Source organism: Paenibacillus puerhi (assembly GCF_009846885.1).
GTDB lineage: Bacteria > Bacillota > Bacilli > Paenibacillales > NBRC-103111 > Paenibacillus_G > Paenibacillus_G puerhi.
Map to the genome: position 1 here is coordinate 56437 of NZ_WUWM01000026.1, position 22685 is coordinate 79121.

General features: G+C 57.6%; 21 protein-coding genes. 3 read left to right on the forward strand and 18 right to left on the reverse strand.

Going from position 1 to position 22685, the window contains the following annotated elements:
• Positions 1–60 precede the first annotated feature (60 nt).
• From glyS to GSF01_RS21395, 3 genes are all read right to left on the reverse strand, one after another.
• Positions 61–2145, reverse strand: coding sequence for a glycine--tRNA ligase subunit beta (gene glyS / locus GSF01_RS21385; RefSeq protein ID WP_159887332.1), 2085 nt, complete (start codon positions 2143–2145; stop codon positions 61–63).
• The gene (gene glyQ / locus GSF01_RS21390) at positions 2138–3025 is read right to left on the reverse strand and encodes a glycine--tRNA ligase subunit alpha (protein WP_159887333.1); all 888 of its coding nucleotides are present in this window, start codon (positions 3023–3025) and stop codon (positions 2138–2140) included. Before glyQ ends, glyS begins: the two co-directional genes overlap by 8 nt.
• A 393-nt stretch (positions 3026–3418) precedes the next feature.
• Positions 3419–4552, reverse strand: a complete 1134-nt coding sequence (locus GSF01_RS21395) for a GNAT family N-acetyltransferase (protein WP_159887334.1) — start codon at positions 4550–4552, stop codon at positions 3419–3421.
• A gap of 237 nt (positions 4553–4789) precedes the next feature.
• On the opposite strand from GSF01_RS21395, the gene GSF01_RS21400 reads away from it, so the two are divergent.
• Together GSF01_RS21400 and GSF01_RS21405 are read left to right on the forward strand one after the other, a co-directional pair.
• The gene (locus GSF01_RS21400; RefSeq protein WP_159887335.1) at positions 4790–5083 is read left to right on the forward strand and encodes a hypothetical protein; all 294 of its coding nucleotides are present in this window, start codon (positions 4790–4792) and stop codon (positions 5081–5083) included.
• Positions 5084–5186: 103 nt separating this feature from the next.
• Entirely contained in the window at positions 5187–5510 is a 324-nt protein-coding gene (locus GSF01_RS21405; RefSeq protein ID WP_159887336.1) for a hypothetical protein, read from the forward strand.
• Positions 5511–5586: 76 nt separating this feature from the next.
• Here the strand turns inward: GSF01_RS21405 and GSF01_RS21410 are convergent, their stop codons facing one another.
• The 14 genes from GSF01_RS21410 to GSF01_RS21475 all read right to left on the reverse strand — a co-directional run bounded on the left by GSF01_RS21410 (position 5587) and on the right by GSF01_RS21475 (position 20084).
• Positions 5587–7101, reverse strand: coding sequence for a methyl-accepting chemotaxis protein (locus GSF01_RS21410; RefSeq protein WP_159887337.1), 1515 nt, complete (start codon positions 7099–7101; stop codon positions 5587–5589).
• A gap of 143 nt (positions 7102–7244) precedes the next feature.
• Positions 7245–8519, reverse strand: coding sequence for a proline--tRNA ligase (gene proS, locus GSF01_RS21415; RefSeq protein WP_159887338.1), 1275 nt, complete (start codon positions 8517–8519; stop codon positions 7245–7247).
• 377 nt (positions 8520–8896) lie between these two features.
• Positions 8897–9847: an MBL fold metallo-hydrolase gene (locus GSF01_RS21420; RefSeq protein ID WP_159887339.1), complete on the reverse strand. Its 951-nt coding sequence runs from the start codon at positions 9845–9847 to the stop codon at positions 8897–8899.
• Positions 9848–9884: 37 nt separating this feature from the next.
• Positions 9885–10100, reverse strand: coding sequence for a hypothetical protein (locus GSF01_RS21425; RefSeq protein WP_159887340.1), 216 nt, complete (start codon positions 10098–10100; stop codon positions 9885–9887).
• A 60-nt stretch (positions 10101–10160) separates the two neighbouring features.
• Entirely contained in the window at positions 10161–11666 is a 1506-nt protein-coding gene (gene cls, locus GSF01_RS21430; RefSeq protein WP_159887341.1) for a cardiolipin synthase, read from the reverse strand.
• A gap of 112 nt (positions 11667–11778) precedes the next feature.
• Positions 11779–12030, reverse strand: a complete 252-nt coding sequence (locus GSF01_RS21435) for a GlsB/YeaQ/YmgE family stress response membrane protein (RefSeq protein WP_159887342.1) — start codon at positions 12028–12030, stop codon at positions 11779–11781.
• A 147-nt stretch (positions 12031–12177) separates the two neighbouring features.
• Positions 12178–13032, reverse strand: coding sequence for an STM4011 family radical SAM protein (locus tag GSF01_RS21440; RefSeq protein ID WP_159887343.1), 855 nt, complete (start codon positions 13030–13032; stop codon positions 12178–12180).
• On the reverse strand, positions 13029–14408 hold the full coding sequence (locus tag GSF01_RS21445; RefSeq protein ID WP_159887344.1) for an STM4012 family radical SAM protein: 1380 nt from the start codon (positions 14406–14408) through the stop codon (positions 13029–13031). The genes GSF01_RS21440 and GSF01_RS21445 overlap by 4 nt, the downstream gene beginning before the upstream one ends.
• Positions 14409–14458: 50 nt before the next feature.
• Complete coding sequence (locus GSF01_RS21450) at positions 14459–15235, reverse strand: STM4013/SEN3800 family hydrolase (RefSeq protein WP_159887369.1); 777 nt, start codon at positions 15233–15235, stop codon at positions 14459–14461.
• 1 nt (position 15236) lies between these two features.
• Positions 15237–16505 (reverse strand): STM4014 family protein, encoded by a 1269-nt coding sequence (locus GSF01_RS21455; protein ID WP_328803700.1) that lies wholly within the window; start codon positions 16503–16505, stop codon positions 15237–15239.
• Positions 16506–16514: 9 nt separating this feature from the next.
• On the reverse strand, positions 16515–17357 hold the full coding sequence (locus GSF01_RS21460) for an STM4015 family protein (protein ID WP_159887346.1): 843 nt from the start codon (positions 17355–17357) through the stop codon (positions 16515–16517).
• 206 nt (positions 17358–17563) lie between these two features.
• Complete coding sequence (locus tag GSF01_RS21465) at positions 17564–18166, reverse strand: TraR/DksA C4-type zinc finger protein (protein ID WP_159887347.1); 603 nt, start codon at positions 18164–18166, stop codon at positions 17564–17566.
• A 3-nt stretch (positions 18167–18169) separates the two neighbouring features.
• Entirely contained in the window at positions 18170–18424 is a 255-nt protein-coding gene (locus GSF01_RS21470; RefSeq protein ID WP_159887348.1) for a hypothetical protein, read from the reverse strand.
• A gap of 208 nt (positions 18425–18632) precedes the next feature.
• A complete protein-coding gene (locus GSF01_RS21475; RefSeq protein WP_159887349.1) occupies positions 18633–20084 on the reverse strand; it encodes a PstS family phosphate ABC transporter substrate-binding protein in 1452 nt (483 codons plus the stop codon).
• 501 nt (positions 20085–20585) lie between these two features.
• Between GSF01_RS21475 and GSF01_RS21480 the strand changes: the two genes are divergently transcribed.
• Complete coding sequence (locus tag GSF01_RS21480) at positions 20586–21668, forward strand: AI-2E family transporter (RefSeq protein ID WP_235941662.1); 1083 nt, start codon at positions 20586–20588, stop codon at positions 21666–21668.
• 10 nt (positions 21669–21678) lie between these two features.
• On the opposite strand, the gene GSF01_RS21485 is transcribed toward GSF01_RS21480, so the two are convergent.
• Positions 21679–22635 carry a DMT family transporter gene (locus tag GSF01_RS21485; RefSeq protein WP_159887351.1) on the reverse strand — a complete coding sequence of 319 codons (957 nt, stop codon included), beginning with the start codon at positions 22633–22635 and terminating at the stop codon, positions 21679–21681.
• Between the last annotated feature and the right edge of the window lie 50 nt (positions 22636–22685).

The following is a 22685-nucleotide window of genomic DNA, read 5'->3' on the forward strand; positions in this document are numbered from 1 at the left end:
ACGATGGATCAAGGCCTTGAGCCCCGTCCATCGTTTCTAAAAATGGCATAAGCCGTTCGTTTATTTCGAGACCAGCTTCGAGAAGTCGGCAAATGCCTGGATATCCCCGGCGACGTTCGCAAGCAGCGCCAGCCGGTTGCGGCGAACCGCCTCGTCCTCCGCCATAACCATCACCGCATCGAAGAATGCTGTGATCGGAGCGCTGAGCGATGCCAGCAGCTCGTAGGCTTCCGCAAGCCGGGCCGCGCGGACAGACTCGGCGAACCGGCTGTGCACATCCTGCCACTGCGCATACAGCTCGCCTTCCGCCGCTTCCGTGAACAGTCCGGCATCGACCTCGCGGGATTCCGACTTGGCCGCCAGATTGCAGACGCGGTTGAAAGATTCTACGGCCTTGCGGAGCGATTCCTTATGGCCATCGGAAGCCGCGTCAGCCAATACCTCGGCACGGAGCAGTGTACGGCGCACATCCTCGGCGCCGGCACCCAGCACGGCGTCCACGACATCATACCGGATGCCTTTATCTGCCAGCACGTTCTTCACCCTCAGGGTAAAGAATTCCTGCATGTCGCGGCGAATCTCTGCGGCAGCCCGCTTCAGACCGCGCTCAGCCTGCACCTCCAGCGCGATATCGAAGAGCTCGGTAAGCGTCAGCTCCAGCCCGTGGGCCAGCAGCGTGCTGACGATACCCGCTGCCTGGCGGCGGAGCGCGTAAGGATCCTGCGACCCTGTCGGGATGATGCCGATCGAGAAGCAGCCGGCGATCGTATCGATCTTGTCGGCGATGCCGACGAGCGCTCCCACCAGCGACGCAGGAGGCTGATCCCCGGCGTTGCGCGGCGAATAATGCTCGTTGATCGCACGGGCAACCGCTTGATCCTCGCCTGCCATCGCGGCGTAATCTTCGCCCATAATGCCCTGAAGCTCAGGGAATTCGTAGACCATCTGGGAGACGAGGTCGAACTTGCATATATCAGCCGCCCGGCTGGTCTGCTTGCGAACCGGTTCATCCACAGCCAGATGCGCGGCCAGCTTGTCCGCGATCTTGCGGATGCGGCGAACCTTATCCGCTACGGAGCCGAGCTCCTCGTGATAGACGATCGTCTCGAGCTTGGCGAGCGCGTCTGCGATTACCAGCTTCTTGTCTTCCTCATAGAAAAACTTGGCGTCGGACAGACGCGCCCGCAGTACCTTCTCATTGCCCTTCGCCACTACGTCAAGCGCCAGAGCGTCGCCGTTGCGCACCGTTACGAAATGCGGCTGAAGCCGCCCTTCCCCATCCAGCACCGGGAAGTAGCGCTGATGCTCTCTCATCGAGGTAATCAGCACATCCTGCGGAATCGACAGGAACGCCGGATCGAACGAGCCGGTCAACACCGTCGGCGTCTCGACCAGGAACAGCACTTCCTCCAGCAAATCTTCCTTGACGGCAATATGCCAGCCGCGCTCGGAAGCGAGCGCCTCGATGCCGGCGGCGATCGCTTGGCGGCGCTCCTCCACGTCCGCGATCACGTACTGCTCCTTCAGCTTAGCCGCATACTCAGCAGGCTCGGCGATCACCGCATCCTGTCCGAGGAAGCGATGGCCCCGGGTTACGTTGCCGGAGGCTACGCCCGTGATTTCGAACGGCACGACATCCGCGCCGTGCAGCGCCACCAGCCAGCGGATCGGCCTCACATACCGCAGCTCATAGCTGCCCCACCGCATGTTTTTCGGAAATGTCAGCGAGGTGACGAGCGCAGGCAGCGCCTCCGGCAGCAGCGTCGAGGCCTCGACGCCTTGGCTGCTCTTGATCCCATATACATAGTCAACGCCCCCTAGCTCCCGGAAAAACAGCTCCTCCGGCGCTATTCCCTGGCTGCGGGCGAAGCCAAGGGCAGCCTTGCTCCAGCCGCCGGCTTCATCCAGCGCCACCTTGCGGGCCGGACCTTTAACTTCCTCGCTGAGATCCTGCTGCTTGTCGGCAAGGCCGCTAACCAGCACCGCCAGCCGACGGGGGGTCGCATAAGCTTTGACGCCCTCATAAGAGAGACGGCTGGCCTCCAGCCACTTCTCCGTCTTTTCCTTCAGCTGCTCCATAGCAGCGCGCACGAAGCGGGCAGGCACCTCCTCCAGCCCGATCTCCAGAAGCAAATCCTTAGCCATGCTGCTCCACCCCTTTCTTCAGCAGCGGGAAGCCGAGACGCTCCCGCTCTTGCAAATACGTGGCCGCTACCGAACGGGCCAGATTTCGCACCCGTCCGATATAGCCGGTACGTTCCGTTACGCTGATCGCGCCGCGCGCATCAAGCAGGTTGAACGTATGCGAGCATTTCAGCACATAATCATAGGCCGGAAACACGAGATTAAGCTCCATCGCCCGCTTCGCTTCCGCCTCGTACGTCGAGAATAGCTGAAACAGCATTGCGGTATCCGACACTTCAAATGTATATTTGGAATGCTCGTATTCCGGCTGCTTGAACACGTCCCCGTAAGAAACGCCCTCCACCCATTCCAGATCGAACACATTTTCCTTCTCCTGAATGTACGAGGCAAGCCGCTCCATCCCGTACGTAATCTCTACGGCTACCGGATGACAGTCGATGCCGCCCACCTGCTGGAAGTAGGTGAACTGGGTGATCTCCATGCCGTCCAGCCACACTTCCCAGCCGAGTCCCCACGCGCCCAGCGTTGGCGATTCCCAGTTGTCCTCGACAAATCGGATATCATGCTGGCGCGGATCGATGCCGAGCCGGGCCAGGCTCTCCAGGTACAGCTCCTGGATGTTGTCGGGCGAAGGCTTCATAATGACCTGGAACTGGTGATGCTGGTACAGCCGGTTCGGGTTTTCCCCGTAACGGCCGTCCGCCGGGCGACGGGAAGGCTCGACGTAAGCCACATTCCATGGCTCAGGTCCGATTGTGCGAAGGAAGGTCATCGGGTTCATCGTCCCCGCGCCCTTCTCGGTGTCGTACGGCTGCACGACGATACAATTTTGCTCTGCCCAGAACTGCTGCAGCGTCAGCGTCATTTGCTGAAAATTCATGATCAATTCGCTCCTTTATACAAATGGTACGGCCTGCAAGCCGCGGCATGCGCGCAGCGGACATGAAAAAGCTCCCGTCCCTACGTCTGCCGACTTGGCCGACGTAGGGACGGGAGCTGAAGCTCTCGCGGTTCCACCCTACTTGGTTCCCCTGCTGGAGAACCCGCTTTTTTCCGAGGCATGTCTCTCTGGAGCGCCATGGTTTCCGGTCCGTCTCTCCGGGCTCCCACTATCCCCAGCTCGCTAAACCAACGGTATCCGGCAACTTTCTCCTTCATTGAGAACGATTCGATTCTGTAGCTATTTTATGCGAACCGCTGACCGTTGTCAAACAAAAGCTGTGTCTGCAGGGATGGGCATGCTTCTGGAGCCCCCGGACCGTAACGGCTCAGCTCAAAGCTCGGCCTTGGACGCTGCAGCGGAATTGCTCGGCGGGACCGCATGCCCGAGCTGCTGCAGCACCTGCCCAAGCTCCGCCATCATGCGGTACGAGCCGCGCAGAGGCTTGTAGCCCAGCTTGCGGTTAATCGCCAGGATCGGCTCGTTGGTCGAGTCGTTATCCGTACGTAGATAGGCGGCCCCGCGACGCTTCGCCAGCTCGATGGCTTTTATTTTGAGCGCGAGCGCGAGTCCCCTGCCGCGATAGGCCCGGCTCACACCCGTGTATTCATGATACATCCCATTGGAGTCCGGATTGTACAGAACATTCGTCATGCCCACAAATTTCCCGCCGTCTGCCGCAATAATCACCTGTTCGGGCGCATACCCCTCCGGCATCAGATACCACTTGCGCCATTCGTGCATCCCGGGCACTTCACCGAGAAAGCCGGGGATATCGACCAGCGTCTCCCGGCATAGCTCGTACAGCTTCGCCTCGCTCTCTTCGCCAGGGGCATCCGCCAGCGTCAGAAAACGAATCCCGTCTTTGTCCAGCTCTTCCATGCGCGCGTAGTCGGCATGCGGCGGATTATACGCAGCCGCTTCATCCAGCCTCAGCACGGACTGGAAGGCGTGACGGTCAACCGCAAATCCCCGGCGGCGGGCAAAGGACATCGCTTCCGGCTGATCATCCCATACCTCGCTTAATAACACGGAAGCTCCGAGGCCGTCCGCCCACTGGGCGACATGCTCCAGCAGCCGTTGCCCGATGCCCTGTCTGCGGTGAGCCGCATCGACAACAAGCGTGCAGCACAGGATGCCGGGCTCCGTCCAGGGCGCCCGCCAGCACCAGACATACCCCACGATGGCGCCGCTTTCCGATATCGCGACACGTCGTTCCCGGTCGTAACCGGCTAATTTTCCATTGTCGTCGATCCAGGTTTTCCCTTTCTCATACAGCTTCCGGTCGTCCTCCAGCAGCTTCTCCGCAGTTGTGGGCTCGGCCCAGACCTGATTCAGCAAATGTGCGATTGCTGCATAGTCGTCCGGCAGCTGCAGGGAACGAAGCTGTATGCCTTCCGAAGGCCCGGTCCAACCGCTAGATGCTTGCTTCCTGTTTGTTCCTGTCTCTCCGTGCGTTTCTCCCAATTGACATGCTCCTCACTGCCCTTCGCACTGCTTGCAGCAAGCAAGGGCTTGACTTATCGAACCTGGAGACTCAGCGTAACCTTCTCCTGTTCTTTAGGCCCAATTATGTCACACTCTGGTATAGTCTTCCAGGTAAAGTTCGATTAAATCTATCTTGTCTCCCTGCTCTCTCTAAGCGGGATGCTGTATACTAAAGAGACCTGAACCATGCTTCCTATAGCCTTCCGGAGGTGTTTCATGCCGAAATCCGCACTTGTTCTGCTCGCCGGCGTACTGCTCGTCTGTCTGCTTCCCTACTCCCCTTGGATTACGCAGGATGTTGCCGCGGCCCAAGCCGCCCGCTTCATCGCCAGCCAAAATACCGGCCGGACCGACGGCTGCGGCGTTGTCCGGGTCATCGGCTCGCGTCAAGCCTTCTTCGGGCGCGAAGTCACGCTGGAGCTGGCTTGCGGCCTGCTCCCTGCGGGTAGTTCAGGACCCTACTCTAGAAAAACCTTCTACGTATCCACGCTCGGGAGCGTGCACGAATAACTAATATTAAGTATAAAAGCAACCGCCTCATACCATAATACTCGGGTATGTCTGAAGTCTAAGCTTCGACAATCAAACTCACCTACATGGAGGCTACTACGTTATGAACCAAAACCCGCAAACTCAGCAAATTTCCCAACTGATTCAGCAGCTGACCCAGCAAACCCAGCAAGCATCCGGTCTATATGAGCAGCTGCTCAAGCAGGAACAAAGCAATGCTATGCAGCTTGAGCAAATAGCCCAGCGCGAGCATCAAGCCGTTCAAATCATCCAGCATGCCCTGCAAGGCCATCAAACCGCTTTGCAGCAGCTGCAGCAAATCTCCCATCTATCTCAACAAATCGACTCTGCGCTGTCTTCCTATACGCCGGGCTATGCTTCGCAGTCTCCATACTCGATTGCCTATTCGAGTCAGCAAAGACATTAATCGGCCAGCGAACCACATAAGCCTAAGGGACCGGCATGCTTGCCGATCCCTTAGGCTTATGTCATTTACATAGACATCAGACGGTGAATTGCTTCTCCAGTGACCGGCTAAGGTCGAAGATTGCCGTAATCTCCTCGTTGATTTGCATGGCCGCTCTCGACTGCTTCTCGCTAAGGCCGCTGATCGATTCCAGCGCCGCGATCCCGTCATTCGTTACCTCCGTGATCCTGAACATCGCTTCCGTAACCGCTTCGGACCGGTTCCGTATGACCCGCATCAAACCGTCCATTTGTTCAATAAACTGGAGCAACTTTCCTATCACGATCTGAACCTGTAGAAACTCGCTTGAGAAGGCTTCGATCTGCCTAGCCGACAGATGAGCCGCTTGACGGCCTGTCGTCACATGCCTGGCCATGACCTCTCCTGTTTCATGGAGACGGTGCATACTGGCCTGAATATCCTGCGCAGCCTCCTGGCTTCGAACGGCGAGCTTACGGATCTCCCCGGCTACTACATCAAAGCCCGATCCATGCTCCCCCGCTCTTGCCGCCTCGATCGAAGCGTTAAGAGCCAGCAGTTGAGTCTGCTCCGATACCTCCTGAATCAGATCGCCCGTCGTTTCCGCATGCTGCATGGTATGCCGGGAAGTTTGGATGGACTCGGCGCCTGCCGTTACCGCCTCGAAGATTTGGTTGAGCTGGCCGGTAAGCGTGTTGAACTTATCCAGGCTGGCTGCCAGAATCTCATCGGCAGCAGCCGCTTCCCGCCGCACCTCCTCGGAGGAGTCCACGGCCAACCGGATCGGTTCCGAGATGTCCTGCAGCAGCTCATCCATCTGCTCGATGGAGTAGGCTTGATCGCCCAGTCCGCCTAGCACGTCCTCATAGGCCTGATTCATTTTCAGATTGGTGCTCACATTCGCCTGGGACGTTTCCGCAACTAGCCCTGCGGTCAAGCCGATTCGCTCCGATAGCTGGCGGACTTGGCCCAGTAAATCCAGCAGCTGCTGCTCCTTCTGACGCGCCTCCTGCTCCAGTTGGGCATGAATTCGTCGTTTGGACTTGATCTGCAGCACCGTCGCGCTTGAGGTCAGGATCAGAAAGCCCGCGTGCAGGGATAGCATAAGAAGAGAATAATGCCCCGTACCGAATACAAGCTCGGGAGCGAACAGATAACCGCCTACATGCTGAATGGCAAATAGTGAGGTCATCAGCCAGATCAGGCGAATATTTTCATAGTAGGCAGCCGCTGCTACAACCATAAAGATCGAAAAATGAAACTCGACTCCTCCCCCGCTTCCGCTAATAATCGAGATGCTGGCCAGCGTCAAGGCCAAGGTGACAAGCCACGGCAAAGCCCGGTGAGCGCTGTCGCGCAGGTAGATGAAAATACCGGCCGCCACGGGGATCAGGGAGGCCGCCAGAATCAGCACCTGTCCGAGCCGATAGCCGGATCCGGCCGACAGAGGAGCATGCATCTCCAGTTCATGCTGAAAAACATGATAACGCGTTGCCGCTATGAAGATCAGAATATTAAGCAGGGCCGCAGCGGAGGCCAGCTGGAGCATAAGCCGGTTTTTCTTGTCTTGCATGTTACGTTCATCCTCTCAGAAATAATCGGCGGGTCGGTCCCTGCCTTCATGTGCAAGAACAGTGTACAAAAGCGGGTTGAAACTTTTTTGAACAGAACTAACAAACGGCTTAGCTGAGAAGATGGTGAGGGCCTCGGGCGCGACTAGCGGGCTCCCGGCGACTCCGAGGCCTCAAGTCGGCGCAAGGCTTCCAGGACTTCCGCTTGCTGGAGCACCCGGCTTTCTGCATGACCCCGCAGCTTCAATTCCACACTTCCCTGTTCGGCGCTCTTGCCGACGATAATCCGAAACGGCGCGCCCAGCAGATCGGCATCCTTAAACTTGCTGCCTGGCCGCTCGTCACGGTCATCGAGCAGCACGTCGATGCCGGCCTGCAGAAGCAGGCTGTACAATTCTTCGGCCAGCCGCAGCTGATGCCGATCCTTACCCGATATCGGGATAAGATGGACCAGGAAGGGGGCAACGGACGGCGGCCACAGGATGCCATCTCTATCATGCCTTTGCTCCACGACGGCCGATAACATCCGCGAGACTCCGATTCCGTAGCAGCCCATGATCATTGCCCTTTCTTTGCCATCGGCGCCCAGGAAGGAGGCTCCGAGCCGTTCGCTGTAGGTTGTACCCAGCTTGAAGACATGCCCAATCTCGATGCCCCGCTGCAGCAGAAGCTTCCCTTCCCTGCATGCCGGACAAGCCGCTCCTGGCGCCGCCTGCTCCAGATTAGCGGCATATTCGCAGTGGGAGCAGCAAGCAATCGTGTCTTCCCCGATGTCCGCAAGCGCCATAAATTCGTGGGAGCCGCCCTCTCCGCCGATCGCGCCGGCATCCGCCTCCACCGCCCGAACCTGCAGCCCGCAGCGCTCGAAGATGCGTTGGTAGGCCCCGTACATGCTCCTATAGGTAGCATCCAGACCGTCCCAATCCGTATCAAAGGAATAGGCATCCTTCATCAGAAACTCCCGGCTGCGCAGCAGTCCGAAGCGGGGACGCCTCTCATCGCGGAACTTGGTCTGAATCTGATACACAAGGAGCGGCAGCTTGCGGTAAGAATCGATCTCATCTCTGATTAGGGAGGTGACGACCTCTTCATGGGTAGGACCCAGTGCAAATTCCCGTTCCTGTCGGTCCGTCAAGCGGATCAGCTCCGGTCCATATACCGCGTAGCGGCCGGATTCCTTCCAAAGCTCGGCCGGCTGCAGCGCCGGCAACAGAATCTCCTGGGCGCCGGCCAGTTCCATCTCTTCGCGGACGATCCGCTTTATTTTGCGCAGCACTCGCTGCCCCAGGGGGAGGAACGTATAAATACCGGCAGCAAGCTGCCGGATCAAGCCCGCCCGGACCATCAGCTGATGGCTCGCCGTCTCGGCATCCGCAGGATTTTCACGCAAGGTAGGAGCCAGCAAATGGGATTGTCGCATACATATAGCCTCCTCGTACATCTTAGATAACAAAAAAGACACACTCGTCAGGGACGAATGTGTCGTGGTACCACCCTGGTTTAACCGTCATCGGCATCGCAAAAGAACGGCTCTTCACACGGATAACGGAATGATTCCGGCCTCGGATACTCAGGTTCACCGAAGCGGCTCTCAAGGCGGGTAGGTTAGCTTGTCGCGTCGGGAAACCTCTCAGCCTGCGGGTTTCTTCTCTGGATCAGCGATCATCACTATCCGTTCCTTGGTCGTGGCCTTTAATTGGAGATTTATAGGATTATGCATCAATGTACAGGATCGCGTAGCTTTTGTCAATGCACGGCACAGGTGCAGCATAACTGAAATGAGACTTCAGCCCCTTTTTACCTCCGGTACTCCGCCAGATCCATCTCCATCAGATCGCGGCCCACGGTAATCGGTCCTGTATACAGGCTGCTCATCCCTTTCGTATAAGCAGCTTCAGCTTCCTTCGTCCGCGCAGGCGCCGGAATATGATGGGTGAGCAGCAGATGCTTCGCTCCAGCCCGGCATGCGATGCTTGCAGCCTCCAGCGTTGTCGTATGATACTTGGCCGGATTATTCAATCCGACGGCCTCCTGCGGGTACATGTCAATCAGCGCATCCAGCCACTCTTTATTGTAGGCTTCATGCACGAGCAGGTCCGTATCCTTGGCGTACTTCACCATATTGTCGACAGGCAGCGTGTCCCCCGAGATCACGACCGACTGGCCGTTATAATCGAACCGGTACGCGATGGCAGGATACACCGGCCTGTGATCGACCTCGAAGGCCGTAATGCGAATACCGTCCTGATCGTAGACCACGCCTTCATTGCATTCGTGGACAACGATCCGGGAGCCTTCGAAGGCCGACTTGTTATAATGGATGCGCAGATTGACATCGAAGGCGAAGGACGACTCCATCTTTCCGATGATATCCGCCGTCGATTCGGGCCCGTATACCTGCATCGGCACCTCGCGATTCTTGTATACCGCGCCGGGTACGACATGTGTCCGCCAGCTGCTGATGAAGACATCGAAAAATCCGGAGTTATGGTCGCTGTGATGATGCGTAAACAGGACGTCGGATACGCGCTGCGGCATGATGCCCGCGAGCAGCAGCTGGTTCACGGTGCCCGCTCCGCAATCGACGAGGAATACTTTATGACCGGCCAGTACGGCGACTCCAGGCTTGGCTACTCCGTATACCGCACGAGGCGATCCGGTGCCTAGAAGGATGACTTTCAAATGCTCATGATAATCAGGCTGCAGCTTCTCCTGACCTTGAACCAGCTTATCGAGATGTTCGACCATATAAAGCTCCTTTCCCTATGTAGGACAGATAGTGAGGTTAAGAGGTTTTGATGATGCTGACGATCATCAGCAGCAGCGAAGCCATCCATCCGATCATAAACCAAATGGACAGGCGGCGGGTAAACTTGATCTTGCCCATGTCGGGATCCTTTTCATACATCAGCATACGTTTGGCTTGTGTGGACAAAACAAGATGCAGAATCAGGAACACGACGAACAAAGATTGAAAGACGATCCAGGCATACATGGCCATGCTGGGCTTCTGACTCCTCTCTGCTCATGAATAGTTAACCGGGTGACGGTTCAGAGAGCATTATAGCACGCCGGAGAACAGCCGGGCGAACGATTCTTTTCCCCGGGTCTTCAGACCGCGTTTGTAAAACTGCACAGGCATGACCCGCAGCGAATCCGCCATGTCTTCTTCGTACTGCTGCACAAGGTCGCTGATCGATTCCGTTCCCAGAAGGAAGACATTGACCTCGAAATTCAAATGAAAGCTGCGCATGTCCATATTGGCCGTCCCGACCGATGCGAGGTTTCCGTCGACAATGACGATTTTCTGATGCAGGAACCCCTTCTGGTACATATAAATTTCAACACCTGAACGGAGAAGCTCCGGAAAGTAGGACTTGGTCGCATACTCGGTCAGGAAGCTGTCGCTGATCTCGGGAACGATGATCCGCACTTGTACCCCCCGGTTGGCCGCTACGCGCAGGGCCGTACGAATCGCCTCATTGGGGACGAAATAGGGGGTCGCTATCCAGACTGAAGACGTGGCGGAAGCTATCATCGTATAGTACAGATCGCTCATAATACCCGGCTGGGTATCTGGGCCGCTGGCGACGACATGAACGGCTCCAGATCCGCCCTTCACCGGCTCCGCTTTCAAATACCGCTTTTCCTTCAGCAGCGACTCCCGGCAGACGTAGTTCCAATCCAGCAGAAAGACCGCATGAAGCGTTCGGACCGCCTTGCCTTCCAGCATCATATGCGTATCTCGCCAATATCCGATGGATTCGTTCTGCCCCAAATATTCCACGCCCACGTTCAGCCCTCCGACAAAACCGATCTGGCCGTCGATGACGATGATTTTCCGGTGATTGCGAAAGTTCAGCTTTTGGTTGAAAAAGCCGAGCTTGATCGGGAGAAAAGAGTGTACCGAGATTCCGGCTTCTTTCATAGCCGCGATATCCGCCCCCGACAACGACATGCCCCCCAGCGCGTCATACATGAACCGGACCTCTACGCCCTCCCTGGCCTTGTCGATCAGCAGCCGGATAATCCGCTGACCCAGCCGGTCCGAGCGAAAGATATAGTACTCGATATGGATAAAATGCCGGGCCTCCCTGAGCCGCTTCATAATCTCGGCAAAGGTGTCCTCGCCGTTCTTCAGGATATGGGTCCGTGTGCCGCTGTCAAGGGTGGTGAAGCTCACTCGCTGGGCATACTGGGCGAAAGCACGATGCGCGGGGTCAAGGCCCGGAATGTCTTCGGACTCGCCAGTGCGCAGAAGCAGCTGCCACTCATCCCGGTCGTGGGCCCGTTTGCTGCGGAACAGGTAGCCCTTCATATAAAGCTGCCCGGAATACAGATAGAAGGCATAGCCGATAACAGGGAAAAAAAGCAGCGCATACATCCAGACGAGCGTGATTTGCGCCGTGCGGTTCTCGAGCATAAGCGACGCCATGCTGGCCGCTATGATGGTGAGGTAAACTATGCCCGCCACTGTTTTGATCCCCCACTCGTAATCCGTAAACAGGACGACATAGAGGGACGCGATTAGGAGGAAGAGAAAAAGAAATTCGAATCTGCGTTTCATCGGCTGCGCCTCCCTTGTTCAGAACCGGATAACCGGATAACCGGATAACCGCAAAAGACGTGCTCACTGCCTGTGGCAGATGAACACGTCTTCCTTCCCGTTGAAAGCCCGTTTAGGCTTTACGTGTCGAGCGCAGGATGGCGCTGAGGATCAATACGACGATGATCGCTCCCAGTATAGCCGGGATGACGACGAATCCGCCAACGACCGGGCCGAAGTTCGGCATCAGCCAGGAACCGAGCCAAGCTCCCACGAAGCCGGCGATAATATTCCCGATGACACCGCCCGGAACGTCACGGCCGACGAGCAGGCCGCCCAGCCACCCGATAACTCCACCTACGATAAGAGACCAAATGAATGCCATTGTCCATTCCTCCTTTGAGAGCTTGTTAGCTTGAAATGTGTTATGACATTTAGTACCCGTATCTCGAAAGAATTAATCACGCTATGGGAGGAGGCGAGCCTGCAAACCGGTTCCGATCCGGGACCTATACCCCGGCTCCGGCATACGCTATGAACCGGCTATGCGTTCCAGGATGCGGCCGCCATACACGCGTTCCAGCTCCAGCTCAGGCATATGGATGTAGCCGATATAGCAATCGCAGCAGCTCATCGCGCACGGCCGGCGCTTGGACAAACCTTCCAGCCCGTCCCGGTATAAATGCCCGATGACCTTCCTGTCTTTGTAGCAGCGCTTGACGAGACCAGGTCCCTGCACGTAGAAGACGTCCTGGCCCGTCCGGCACTCTCTTCCCATGCTGGCGTAGTCGGCCGCATTGCGTTCAAACTGCGGATCGATGCCGCGCAGGTAGGCGATATCCTCCTCGGTATAATAATCGCGCTTATCCTTAAAGGCATTGATCCACATATAGACATCGTCCGGCAATGCCGCCCTCATCGACTTCAAGGCTTCGAAAGCGCTTCGGACCCCGACGGAGCCGACGCTGAAGGAAATGCCTCGTTGACGAAGCTCCATACATTGGGCCACGAAGACCGACTCCTTCGTCTGTCCCGGGTGGAAGGTAGCCCAGAACGCGGTCTTCGCCGGGTTCACCGCGTCCGTCCAGTCAAGCCGGGCTGACAGATTGGTCTGGATCGCCACTTTATCGACATGGTCCATCCGGGATAACTCGGTTATGGCTTCCCGGTACCAGGAATGGGTCAGCCCTTCCCCGTAAGGGTTAAAAAACACGGAAATCCGATGCCCAAGCTCCGCTTGCAGCCTGACCCAATGGACGAACGTTTGCAGCTGGGCCCGGTCCTTGGCGAGCGTCTGGGCGCTGTCCCGATGTTTGCTGAACGGGCAATAGGGACAGTCATAGTTGCAGGAGGTCAGGCTGCCCCGATAGTAAAGCGTAGCCTTCATGCGACCACATACCCTTCCATCCGCCTACGGATCTCGGGTGTAATCAGCCAGTCTCCGATCGCATCCGAATAAGCAAGCCCCTCTTCATTCAAGCGAAATATGCCCTCCGCTACCGAGGCAAGCCCCGCCTGCAGCAGCTGCGCAAGCTCCGGATGGTCGGCGGCGGCTTCGCTGCCGAAGCGGTCTCGGTAGGCGGACAGCTCGAGCCCTTCGCAGTGCAGGATCGCCTTCAAGACGAATCGCCGCTTCTGCTCGGCCAAGCTCAGCACGATGCCATAGTCGGCCGTATCGTGGCTTTCCGCCGCCACATAATCGGCGATAATACTTGCTGTCGCGCTTTTGCTGACCGCATAGCGGGAAGCATAATGGACGCCGCGGGTGTACGAGCGAGCGCCGCAGCCGAGCCCCACCATGCCCTCCTCCTGACAGCCGTAGGGCAGCAGGATCTTGCCCGTATCGAGAGGCGCAGGCCTCGCGAAGCGGCGCATCGAGGACTGCACATACCCTGCCGCAATCAGCCTGTCGCGTGCGGCCTGATAACAAGCCAGCCTCGGATCATCTCCGTGCTCGCGCAGCCGATCCAGCGGCTTAACGATCGTATGCTCGCGGGTATACAACGGGTACAGGAAGATTTCCTCAGGCTCGTAGGCCAGCGCGCGCTCCAGGGAGTACAGCCATGATGCGACCGACTGTCCGGGCAGCCCATAGATGAGATCCAAGTTCAGCACAGGGAAGCTTTCCCGCTTCAGCAGCTCCAGCGCACGCTCCACCTCACGGGGCTTCTGCGGACGGTAAATGGCGGCGGCCTCGCTTTCGACGAAGCTCTGAATGCCCATGCTGATCCGGTCGACCCGGCGCTCGCGCAGAACCGCCAGACGGTCTTCGGTGACGGTCTCCGGCGACGTCTCGACGGAGATGGATGCCTGCTCCACATCGACCCCCATGATCTGCTCCGCAATGTCAAACAACCGGGCAAGCAGCGCCGGTGCAAGCAGCGTAGGTGTTCCCCCGCCGATCGCGAAGCGCGCGAAGGGCCTCCGAGTCACATGAGGCGCCCACTGTCTTGCCTGACGCTCCAGCGCGTCGACATATTGCTCATGGACGCTGGACCGCTTATCGGGCAGCGTGAACAGGTTACAGAAGCCGCAGCGGGCCCCGCAGAAAGGAATATGCATATACAGGAAAAATGTTTCAGCCGGCTCTCCGCTCCATAGCTCGGACAAAGAAAGCTTCGTGTCCAGCTCCCGGTAAGATGTTTTGTGCGGATAGGAATATAAATAGGACCGGTACGGCTCGGAACGAAATTGTTCCTTCAGCTCGGCCAGGTCGGCTTCGCCTGCCGGCGAAGCCGCTTTTCCTATTCCAGGATGATTCATTAGGACGTTCACATCCTCTCCAGCTCTAAGCTGACTCTATGTATGCTCGCTTACAGGAAAAATTCGCGATACGGAACATTCCAAACCACCTCATGCGCCAGACGGTGGCCGTTATAGCCGTCTTCGCCATAGGCCGTCCCGTGGTCCGAGAACGCGAGGCACAATACGGGGCGCCCCCTCGCTCTCATCGCGGCGAACAAACGGCCGAGTTCCCCGTCCACATAACGCAGCGCCGCCCGCTGGGTGTCTACGGAGTCTTCACGGGCCCCAGGGACGAAGTAATGATTCGGTCCGTGAATTGCCGAGACGTTAAGAAACAGAAACAGCCGTTCCTGCGGATCGGCTTTATCCAACAGCTTGAGAGCATGGCCTACTTGATGCTCCGTGGAGCGCGGGTTGGTAACGCCGAAGGTCATCCGCCAGTAGCTTTCCTGGAAGTAGCCTGGAAGCACGCGAGCCAGAGGCACCTTCTTCGTAAAAAAAATAACACCGCCGATGCATATCGTCCGGTACCCTTCAGCCCGAAGTCCGGAGACGATATCCGGCGTATCGAACAGCCAGGTATGGGGATGCGTCTTCAGCCCGGTATTCCGGGAATGAAACAGCCTCACGTGCGAGGACTTATCCGTCGTGGCCGGCGTTGGCAGAAACCCGCCAAAGAAAGCATGATGCGCCGCATAAGTGAAGCTTCCCGGCGAATGCCGCTTCTCCCAGGGGCCGCTGCCGCACAGATTCGGGCAGTTCGCCTCCTCCAGCACAGCCGCATCGTAACGCAAGGTGTCCAGCGTAATCATCAGAATGTCGTGACTGCCGACGATCCGGTTCATATCAAGGGTCAAGCTCGTCTTCTCCTTCCCTGCCTGCGAGCAGCCTCATCTGCCATTCATAAGCATCCCAGCCGCGGTAGCGCACCCCGTACAGCAAATCTCCGAACGGGTTCACATCCAGAATGCAGGGCTCAAGCGAGCCGTTCCGAAGCAGAACGTCGACCCCGGCCGACTGAGCCCCGGGAAATGCGCTTACGGCCTGCTCGGCACAGCTGCGCAGCGCTGCCTGAACGGAGTCGGCAAGCCCCAGCTCCGGCAAGCCCATCCGTTCGCTGCGCAGATGCAGGTTCGTAATCGGAGTGCGGCTGACTCTGGCTATGCTGTGAGCGGCCGCCCCGCCTGCGACAAGCTGACGAATGTCGAAGGCCCGGCTCCCGTGAGTCGCCTTGGGCAGCCACTGCTCGACATGCGCCCCGTGAGCGAGCAGCCAATCGATGACCGGACGGATCACAGCCGTGTCGGTATAGCGCCGCAGCTTGATGGAATTGTAGAAGACCGGCGGTCGGATGACGTTCCGCTCGACGCCTACCGTCGTGATCGCCACCTCCGCGCCTGTCGACGGATGAAGCTGATAAGCGATGACGCCGCTTGCTCCCGATCCGGCCGCCAGCTTGATGAAGACGCGGTGCATCCGCTTGGACCGCATCGCCTCCAGCAGCTCCCCATAGCCGGGCAAAGCGGCCGGGGGCGCGAGCAGCCGAGGGACGGGCACGTCGGCTGCGCTCAATATCCGATGCGTCCGCCTCTTATCGAACATAGCGACTATCTGCTCAGGCGGATGATACCAGCGCGCCTCCGGCAGGCAGGCAGCCGCTTCCCGCTCCAGGCGGGACAGCAGGCGGACATAGCCCCTGAACCATTGGGACGGGTGGTAGAGACGTCCCTGCTGCTCGGAGAGCGCACGCGCCGAGCGGGCAGATAGCGGCTCGGGAAGATTCGCGGCACCGCATGGGAGCAGCCGGTCATCCTGCTCCTCCCTGCTGCCGTCCGGCGCGCCAAGGGCGATCAGCTCCCGCTCCACTCGGAACTCCTCGCCGAAGGCGTCCAGTCTGATCCATAAGGGAGCCCCTTGGCTCCCTTCGCTCCACTCAGCTCCTTCATCGCCTGCCCAAGCTGTCATCTCCGCCGCATCGGCTGCCTGCTCCAAGGTGGTACGGCCGGTGAGCAGGTCCAGGTAAGACAGCACCAGGGCGGGGGGCAGACCGAGCCGGAGCCGGGCCGCCTGCAAGGCCGCCGTACGTTTGTTGCCCGGATTGCCGATCAGAATCATCCGGTGCATTTATTCGGTTAAGGACGGGTACCGGTAATCGTCGTCTTCCGCATCCTGCTGTTCCTCAACGTTAACCTGAATCCCGGAGGCGGCCCATCTCTCCAACATGGCGTCTGACATATAATGGTATCCCATGTCCAGATAGCTCAGCTTGCGCACTCGCTCACTCTGCAGCAGCGCCTCCGCCCCTTTGTCCGTGAGCGTTCCCATCGACAAGTCGAGCGTGTGCAGTTGATCCAGGATAGGCGCGTCGGCAAGCGCCACGGCGATCTCATCCTGAATTTCGCTGTCCTTGAGTCCCAGGTAGGTCAGATGCGGGAATCGGCCCGGCTCGATGAGCGGCAGCACATCGTCGAGACCGCCGTCGAATCCGTAATCCTCCACACCCAGGTACAACTCCAGCTTGCGAAGCTGTGGAAACTGACCGTTCGCTATGCTCGCCAGCACGTCGCGCCCCAAGCCTCCACAGATAATGACCAGCTCCTCCAGCTTCTCATGCGCAGCCGGCTCGAGCGTCAGACCCGTGCTGCCCTTCACCGTCAAGGAGACCAGATCGGGGAAGGCGGTCAGCAAAGGCCCGAGATTCGACTGCATGATCCAGGATACTTCGCATTCTTCAAAGCTCATGTCCCCGATGAACAGCTTCCGCAAGCGGGGAAACCGATCCTTCAGACGGATCAATGTTTCGACGGATTCGGAGGAATCGTTCTCGTAAGCGCCTCCCCAGTCTCCGATGATGAGACTCGTCAGCTCCCCACTGTCCGGTCCCTCCGCCAGCTCTTCCAACAGAGCGCTCATCTTCTTTCCTTCCTCGTATTGATCGTAATCGATCGATAGCTTTATTTCCGACACGCCGGTTCCTCCCTGCCATATCTTACCTGTAATTATGTACACCTTCCACTATAAACGATAGTAAAAACACTGTGCAACTCTAAGCATGCTTCGGCGAGGCAGGAGCCGATCTGTCCCACGTCACAACAAAAAAGGAGAACAGGACTCCGCCTGCTCTCCCTGCTGCCGGACCGTGCGGCCGGTATGCGCTAAGGTCTATCCGCTACTTAACCGCTTCTCTTCGCCTCATTCTCTACTTCTTCGATCCGCCGTTCATCCATTCGCTGACGGTCCGGGCCAGCCACCGGGCTGTCGGCACTGCCATAGCTCTCCAGCGCCTCCCAGGCTCCGGCTTCGTCGAAATGCCCGGCATTCCGCTGCCGTCCGGCCCCCGCGCCCGAAGGAGGCGGCGTCATTACCTGCTCCTCTACCGGTCGCCGATCCTCCTCAAGGGCGCCCGCTCCGTCCTCCGCATACTCCACGCAGCGAGTCGCATACGGGACGGCCATCAGCCTCTCGAATCCGATCGGCTTGCCGCTCACCTCGCATAGGCCGAACTCCTCGGTATGCAGCCGGGCGAGCGCCTGGTCGATCTGCTCAAGCTGATGCTCAAGCGAGCGGTCGACCGCCTGATCCCGTCCTTTCTCGAACGTTTCCGTGCCCATCTCGGCAGGGTGATTATCGTAGGCGGACAGCTCGCCGGCTGTATCCGTCAGCATCTCCTCGTCATTGGTCTGCTGCTTGAAATGGGCTTGAAGCTCCTCGCGTTCCTTTCGCAGCAAAGCTTCAATCAGCCACTTCTGTTCCTCCGTCAATCCGTTTCGGCTCATCGGCTATCGTCCTCCTTGTTCGTCAACTGACCGATCATATGCGTCTACCGATATATGCTTGCGCATCCGGATCCGCGTCAATGCGCTGTCAATCTGCAGCAGGCGTTCATCCAGAGCGCGCACGGACTCGGCCGAGGTGTTCCGGTTCCGTCGCACAGCGAACCATTCCTCCAGCTTTTTCCGTTCCTCCGTCAGCGCCTCCTTCAGCTGCATAGTGGGGGTTTGGGGACGCTGGCAGCTCGTCTTCACCATAGACATCAGATTGGCTCCTTTCCCATATTACCAGGCAAGCAGCATGCTGATGACGATGCACCTCTGAGCTCGCGCCTCCGATGCGGCTGCTTGTCCTTGTATTACCCGAAGCATACGGACTATGACGCAAATCTAGCCAGGGCTGTCGGGAAGCTCAAAAAGGGCTCCGCTCGGAGCCCCCATGAAATCGTCGTTTGTTCAGCTTTAGGCCGGGTTATTGTGCATGCTGTCCCTCTGTCAGAGGCACAAAGCCTCCGTCAGCGATGGCGCGGTCGCCCTCCGGGCTCTGCAGCCATTCCAGCAGCCGGCCGGCCGGACTGTCTGCCGGCTCATCGTCCCGCGTGACCGCATACACAAAGGTCGTGAACGGATATTGACCGTTGCGGATGTTGGCCTTGCTAGGCTGGATACCATCTATGGAGACAAACTTCACATTGTCCCGCTTATACATCTCGCTTGCGAAATAATAGAAGGAATAGCCGATCGCCTGCTTGGAGTTGCGGTAATCAGCCACCGCATCGATCAGACCGCCCATCCCCCCGGACTTCGATTCCATAGGCGGATCGGCGAGCTTCAACCCCTTCATAACTTTGGATTCCATATACGTCTGGCTCCCCGAATTGGCCTCCCGCTGGAACGCAACGATCCGATGATCTTCCCCGCCGACGTCTTTCCAGTTCGCAATCTTCCCGCTATAGATATCCTGGATCTGTCCCACGGTAAGCCCATCCACGCTGTTGTCCCGATGCACCAGAAAAATAAACGCCTCTTTCCCCACGGGCGTCAGCTTAAGCTTAACCCCATGCTCCTGCGCCAGCTTCTCCTCTTCTGCCGAGGGCCCGGCAACCAGAATCAGGTCGGCCTTCTTCTCGATCAGGTTCACATAAGCGTTGTGCGTCGTATTGAAGCTGATTCCCTCGTTCTCGGCATAAGGCTTGTTTACGCCGGTCAGCCGGGACAGCATGATCTGCCCGAACGGGATCGCGGCCGTGGCGCCATCCACAGCCGGAAATTCCTTCAAGTCGAAGAACGGCTGCCGGGGCAGCAACACCGACACGGCAAGCGCGCAGGCGAGAGCAGCAGGCACAAGCGCGCTATAGCCGAGCATTCTTCTTACGCGCGTCCGGTTTCTACGCCCATGGACAAGGCAGATGCCAAGCCACGCGGAACCCGTGGGAAGGAAGGAGATCAACAGACCCGCAAGCTTCACACGGTTAGGGTCCGGTATGTAGCTTCTCAGCAGCTCCGTGACCGGCGATGCCCAGAAGGTATACACCGTGAAGAGCATCCAGGCAAAGCTGTTCAGCTCGGAGGTCGAGCCTTTGACGGAATGGTAAAGGGTCGTCCATATCACGAGTCCCAGGATGGCATACGAAGATACCCCAGCCAACAGGACCCAGAATTTAGCCGAATCACGCCGACCGAGCGCCATTCCGAATCCCGCGAAGAGTACCGCCGGAACCGACAAGTACAGGCAGGCGGCCAGTATAACGCCGGTATCGCTCCAGGTAGTCTTCATGAGAAACTGCTGGTCGTTGATGATAAAAGCTCCGGTCAACATATTAAACAACATACATACGATAACGAATAAGATTCCCCATGACAAGGCAAGCAAAGCATGGCGGACAACTGACAGGATTAATCCCGGTTTTGTATCCTTAGTCAAATCTAATACTCCTTCCGAGGCTGTCGATTAAGTAAAGGCTGATCGTAACGGACACTACAGTCGCTATTTCACAAAAATGGGGCCTGTTCAAATTGTAACGGACACAGACGACCTTACTTACGTCAAAACCGCATAGAATGGGCGGAAATGCACCAAATAGCGTCATCTGAATCCGTTAGATTTTCAATATCGCGAAAATGCTGCACATAGAGACTCTGAGTGAGGTCCGTTAGCGAAAGCAGAACGTTTCAGCTCAGTTACTCACAATGAATCGCCGGCCTCCTTCCGAATGTTAGAAACGCGGGTCAAGCCGTTTGGAAAACTGCGGCAATTATACCATGTTTCGCATCCTTCTGGAACCTTGAAGAAGCATGTACGTCCCCTACTACGGCGTTTGAGGGGGCCGCATCGCCTGCATCAGCCGCCCCGGCATGATTCAGCCGTCAGCCTGCCGTTTAATTCACTAGGTAGATGAGACTCTCGCTAGAGGAGTGGAAGCCCTTGGTTCAAAGCCGATTTCTGAGGGGTTGCCTTGGTATTATTGCGGTGCTTGTTATCATTTATCTGACTTCCAAGATCAGTTTTATTTTCAAGCCTCTGTTCACGATGGTCAATCTTCTGATTGTTCCATTTATGCTTTCGGGCTTCTTTTTTTATTTGCTGCGGCCGCTTGTGCTGTTTTTCGAAAAACAGAAGGTTAACAAAATGTTATCGATTCTCATGATCTATTTCGTTCTGACCGGTATCGTCGTCCTCTTCTTCATCCTGATCTGGCCGGCTCTGCAGACCCAGGTTCATAACTTCGTCGAGAGCGTGCCGGAACTAATCGAGAACTTCGGCGTCCAGATCAGCAACCTGCAAAATCACCGGCTCGTCTCCATGCTGGTTCCGGGGCAATCCGATCTATCCGCCAAGCTCTCGGAATACTTAAACGTCCTGATCACCGCCGCATCCGATTATGTGACGAGCGTCATCTCGGTGATAGCCGGCTTCGTGATTGTCGTCGCGACCGTGCCGATTATTCTGTACTATATGCTGAAGGACGGCGGACATATCCCGACCTCCATCCTGCAGATTATCCCTAGACGTTACCGCAGGGACGGCCGTGAAGTGCTGCTCGAGATCGATGCAGCCTTGAGCGGCTTCATCATCGGGCGGGTCATTATTACAGGACTACTGGGCATTCTCATGTACATCGGATATCTGGCGATCGGTCTGCCCTACTCGCTGCTCCTGGCGCTGATCGCTAGCGTACTGAATATCATCCCGTACATCGGGCCTCTACTTGGCGCTGTGCCGCCGTTGATCGTCGCTTTTACGGACTCGCCCGGGATGGTCTTCTGGGTGCTGGTAGTGACGCTTGTTGCCCAGCAGATCGAAGATAATCTGCTCTCCCCCCAAATCTATGGGAAACGGCTGGATGTCCATCCGCTAACGACCGTCATCCTGCTGCTCGTGGCCGGCGGGATCGCCGGTCTGCTGGGCGTCATTCTGGCTATTCCTGCCTATATGGTCGTCAAAATTATTTTCGTGCGCATCTATCACCTGTTCCTTGCTGAAAAAGTAGAGGAGCTGGTCGAATGAGCCTGCTTTCTTACGCGCTTTCTTGCCGCCGTCTCCGGTTCCACAGGGGCGCGGCTTGCGTGGCAAGGATAGCGATGCCGACTACGCCGAGGGCAGCGGCCTGCAGCGGCGTGATCGAACGGCCGAGCATCCAAATATCCAGAGCCGCCACCTCCAGCAGCATCAAGTTGTTGATGAGACTGCTTTCGTAAGCGCGCAACTGCCTCTGAGACCATGCCCACAGGAGGGAGGCGAGCGCGCCGTTGACGGGACCGAGCCACAGCAATAGGAGCAGGAGCTTCCCCGAAAGCTCTGGCATGCCTTCCAGCCATAGCCCGGTCAGAAGCATCCCTATGGCCCCGATCAGCATTGGCTTCCGTACAAGCTCGGATGGGGAAGCATCGGTGCGGGTGAGCAGAAAGCGGCATAGCAGCGTGTGTACGGCATAGCCCAAACATGACAAGAGGACTAGGGAGACGCCGAGCGGGCTGCCCTGTTCAGCATTCCAGGGATAATGGTAGAAAACTACGCCCGTCATGGCGATAAAAATAGCTGCCAGCGCCCAGCGGCTTCGCAGCTCGCGCAGCCAGAGCGCATCAAGGACAATCAAAAACAGCGTATTGCCTATGGACAGAATCATGCTGGTCTGCGTCGGAGTAATCATGGTTTGCCCGGCATACTGAAGTCCCTGTGCCATCATAAATCCCGTCAGGCCTAGCAGCGCATACTGCTTCCATGTTATGGCCTTTTTATTCCGCGCAGCCGCCGGCTTCTCGCTGCCCGCGGACGCTTCCGACTCCCTACGCTTGCGCAGGCGAGTCACCTGCCATCCGGTTATCATTGCCGCTGCAGCCAGCGCGTAACGTAAGCCGGCCAGCGTGAAGGGGCCGATCCCCTCTGCAAAGGCATATTGATTCAGCACATAGGAGGAAGACCACAGCAGCGTTACGAATATGGCTGCGAGTGCAGCAAGTGGACGCCCTCGCATAAATGATACTCCTTTCGGAACCGGCCGCCCTCAAGCGACCGTTCGCTCTC

Excerpts from the sequence above, each read along its gene's own strand:
- glyQ (WP_159887333.1), bottom strand. The coding sequence starts at position 3,025 with ATGAATTTTCAGCAAATGACGCTGACGCTGCAGCAGTTCTGGGCAGAG.
- GSF01_RS21410 (WP_159887337.1), bottom strand. The coding sequence starts at position 7,101 with ATGCAAGACAAGAAAAACCGGCTTATGCTCCAGCTGGCCTCCGCTGCG.
- proS (WP_159887338.1), bottom strand. The coding sequence starts at position 8,519 with ATGCGACAATCCCATTTGCTGGCTCCTACCTTGCGTGAAAATCCTGCG.
- GSF01_RS21470 (WP_159887348.1), bottom strand. The coding sequence starts at position 18,424 with ATGTCTATGGTGAAGACGAGCTGCCAGCGTCCCCAAACCCCCACTATG.
- GSF01_RS21440 (WP_159887343.1), bottom strand. The coding sequence starts at position 13,032 with ATGAAGGCTACGCTTTACTATCGGGGCAGCCTGACCTCCTGCAACTAT.
- GSF01_RS21455 (WP_328803700.1), bottom strand. The coding sequence starts at position 16,505 with ATGATTCTGATCGGCAATCCGGGCAACAAACGTACGGCGGCCTTGCAG.
- cls (WP_159887341.1), bottom strand. The coding sequence starts at position 11,666 with ATGAAACGCAGATTCGAATTTCTTTTTCTCTTCCTCCTAATCGCGTCC.
- GSF01_RS21405 (WP_159887336.1), top strand. The coding sequence starts at position 5,187 with ATGAACCAAAACCCGCAAACTCAGCAAATTTCCCAACTGATTCAGCAG.
- GSF01_RS21445 (WP_159887344.1), bottom strand. The coding sequence starts at position 14,408 with ATGAATCATCCTGGAATAGGAAAAGCGGCTTCGCCGGCAGGCGAAGCC.
- GSF01_RS21435 (WP_159887342.1), bottom strand. The coding sequence starts at position 12,030 with ATGGCATTCATTTGGTCTCTTATCGTAGGTGGAGTTATCGGGTGGCTG.
- GSF01_RS21420 (WP_159887339.1), bottom strand. The coding sequence starts at position 9,847 with ATGGTCGAACATCTCGATAAGCTGGTTCAAGGTCAGGAGAAGCTGCAG.
- GSF01_RS21465 (WP_159887347.1), bottom strand. The coding sequence starts at position 18,166 with ATGAGCCGAAACGGATTGACGGAGGAACAGAAGTGGCTGATTGAAGCT.
- GSF01_RS21485 (WP_159887351.1), bottom strand. The coding sequence starts at position 22,635 with ATGCGAGGGCGTCCACTTGCTGCACTCGCAGCCATATTCGTAACGCTG.
- GSF01_RS21450 (WP_159887369.1), bottom strand. The coding sequence starts at position 15,235 with ATGAACCGGATCGTCGGCAGTCACGACATTCTGATGATTACGCTGGAC.
- GSF01_RS21425 (WP_159887340.1), bottom strand. The coding sequence starts at position 10,100 with ATGGCCATGTATGCCTGGATCGTCTTTCAATCTTTGTTCGTCGTGTTC.
- GSF01_RS21400 (WP_159887335.1), top strand. The coding sequence starts at position 4,790 with ATGCCGAAATCCGCACTTGTTCTGCTCGCCGGCGTACTGCTCGTCTGT.
- glyS (WP_159887332.1), bottom strand. The coding sequence starts at position 2,145 with ATGGCTAAGGATTTGCTTCTGGAGATCGGGCTGGAGGAGGTGCCTGCC.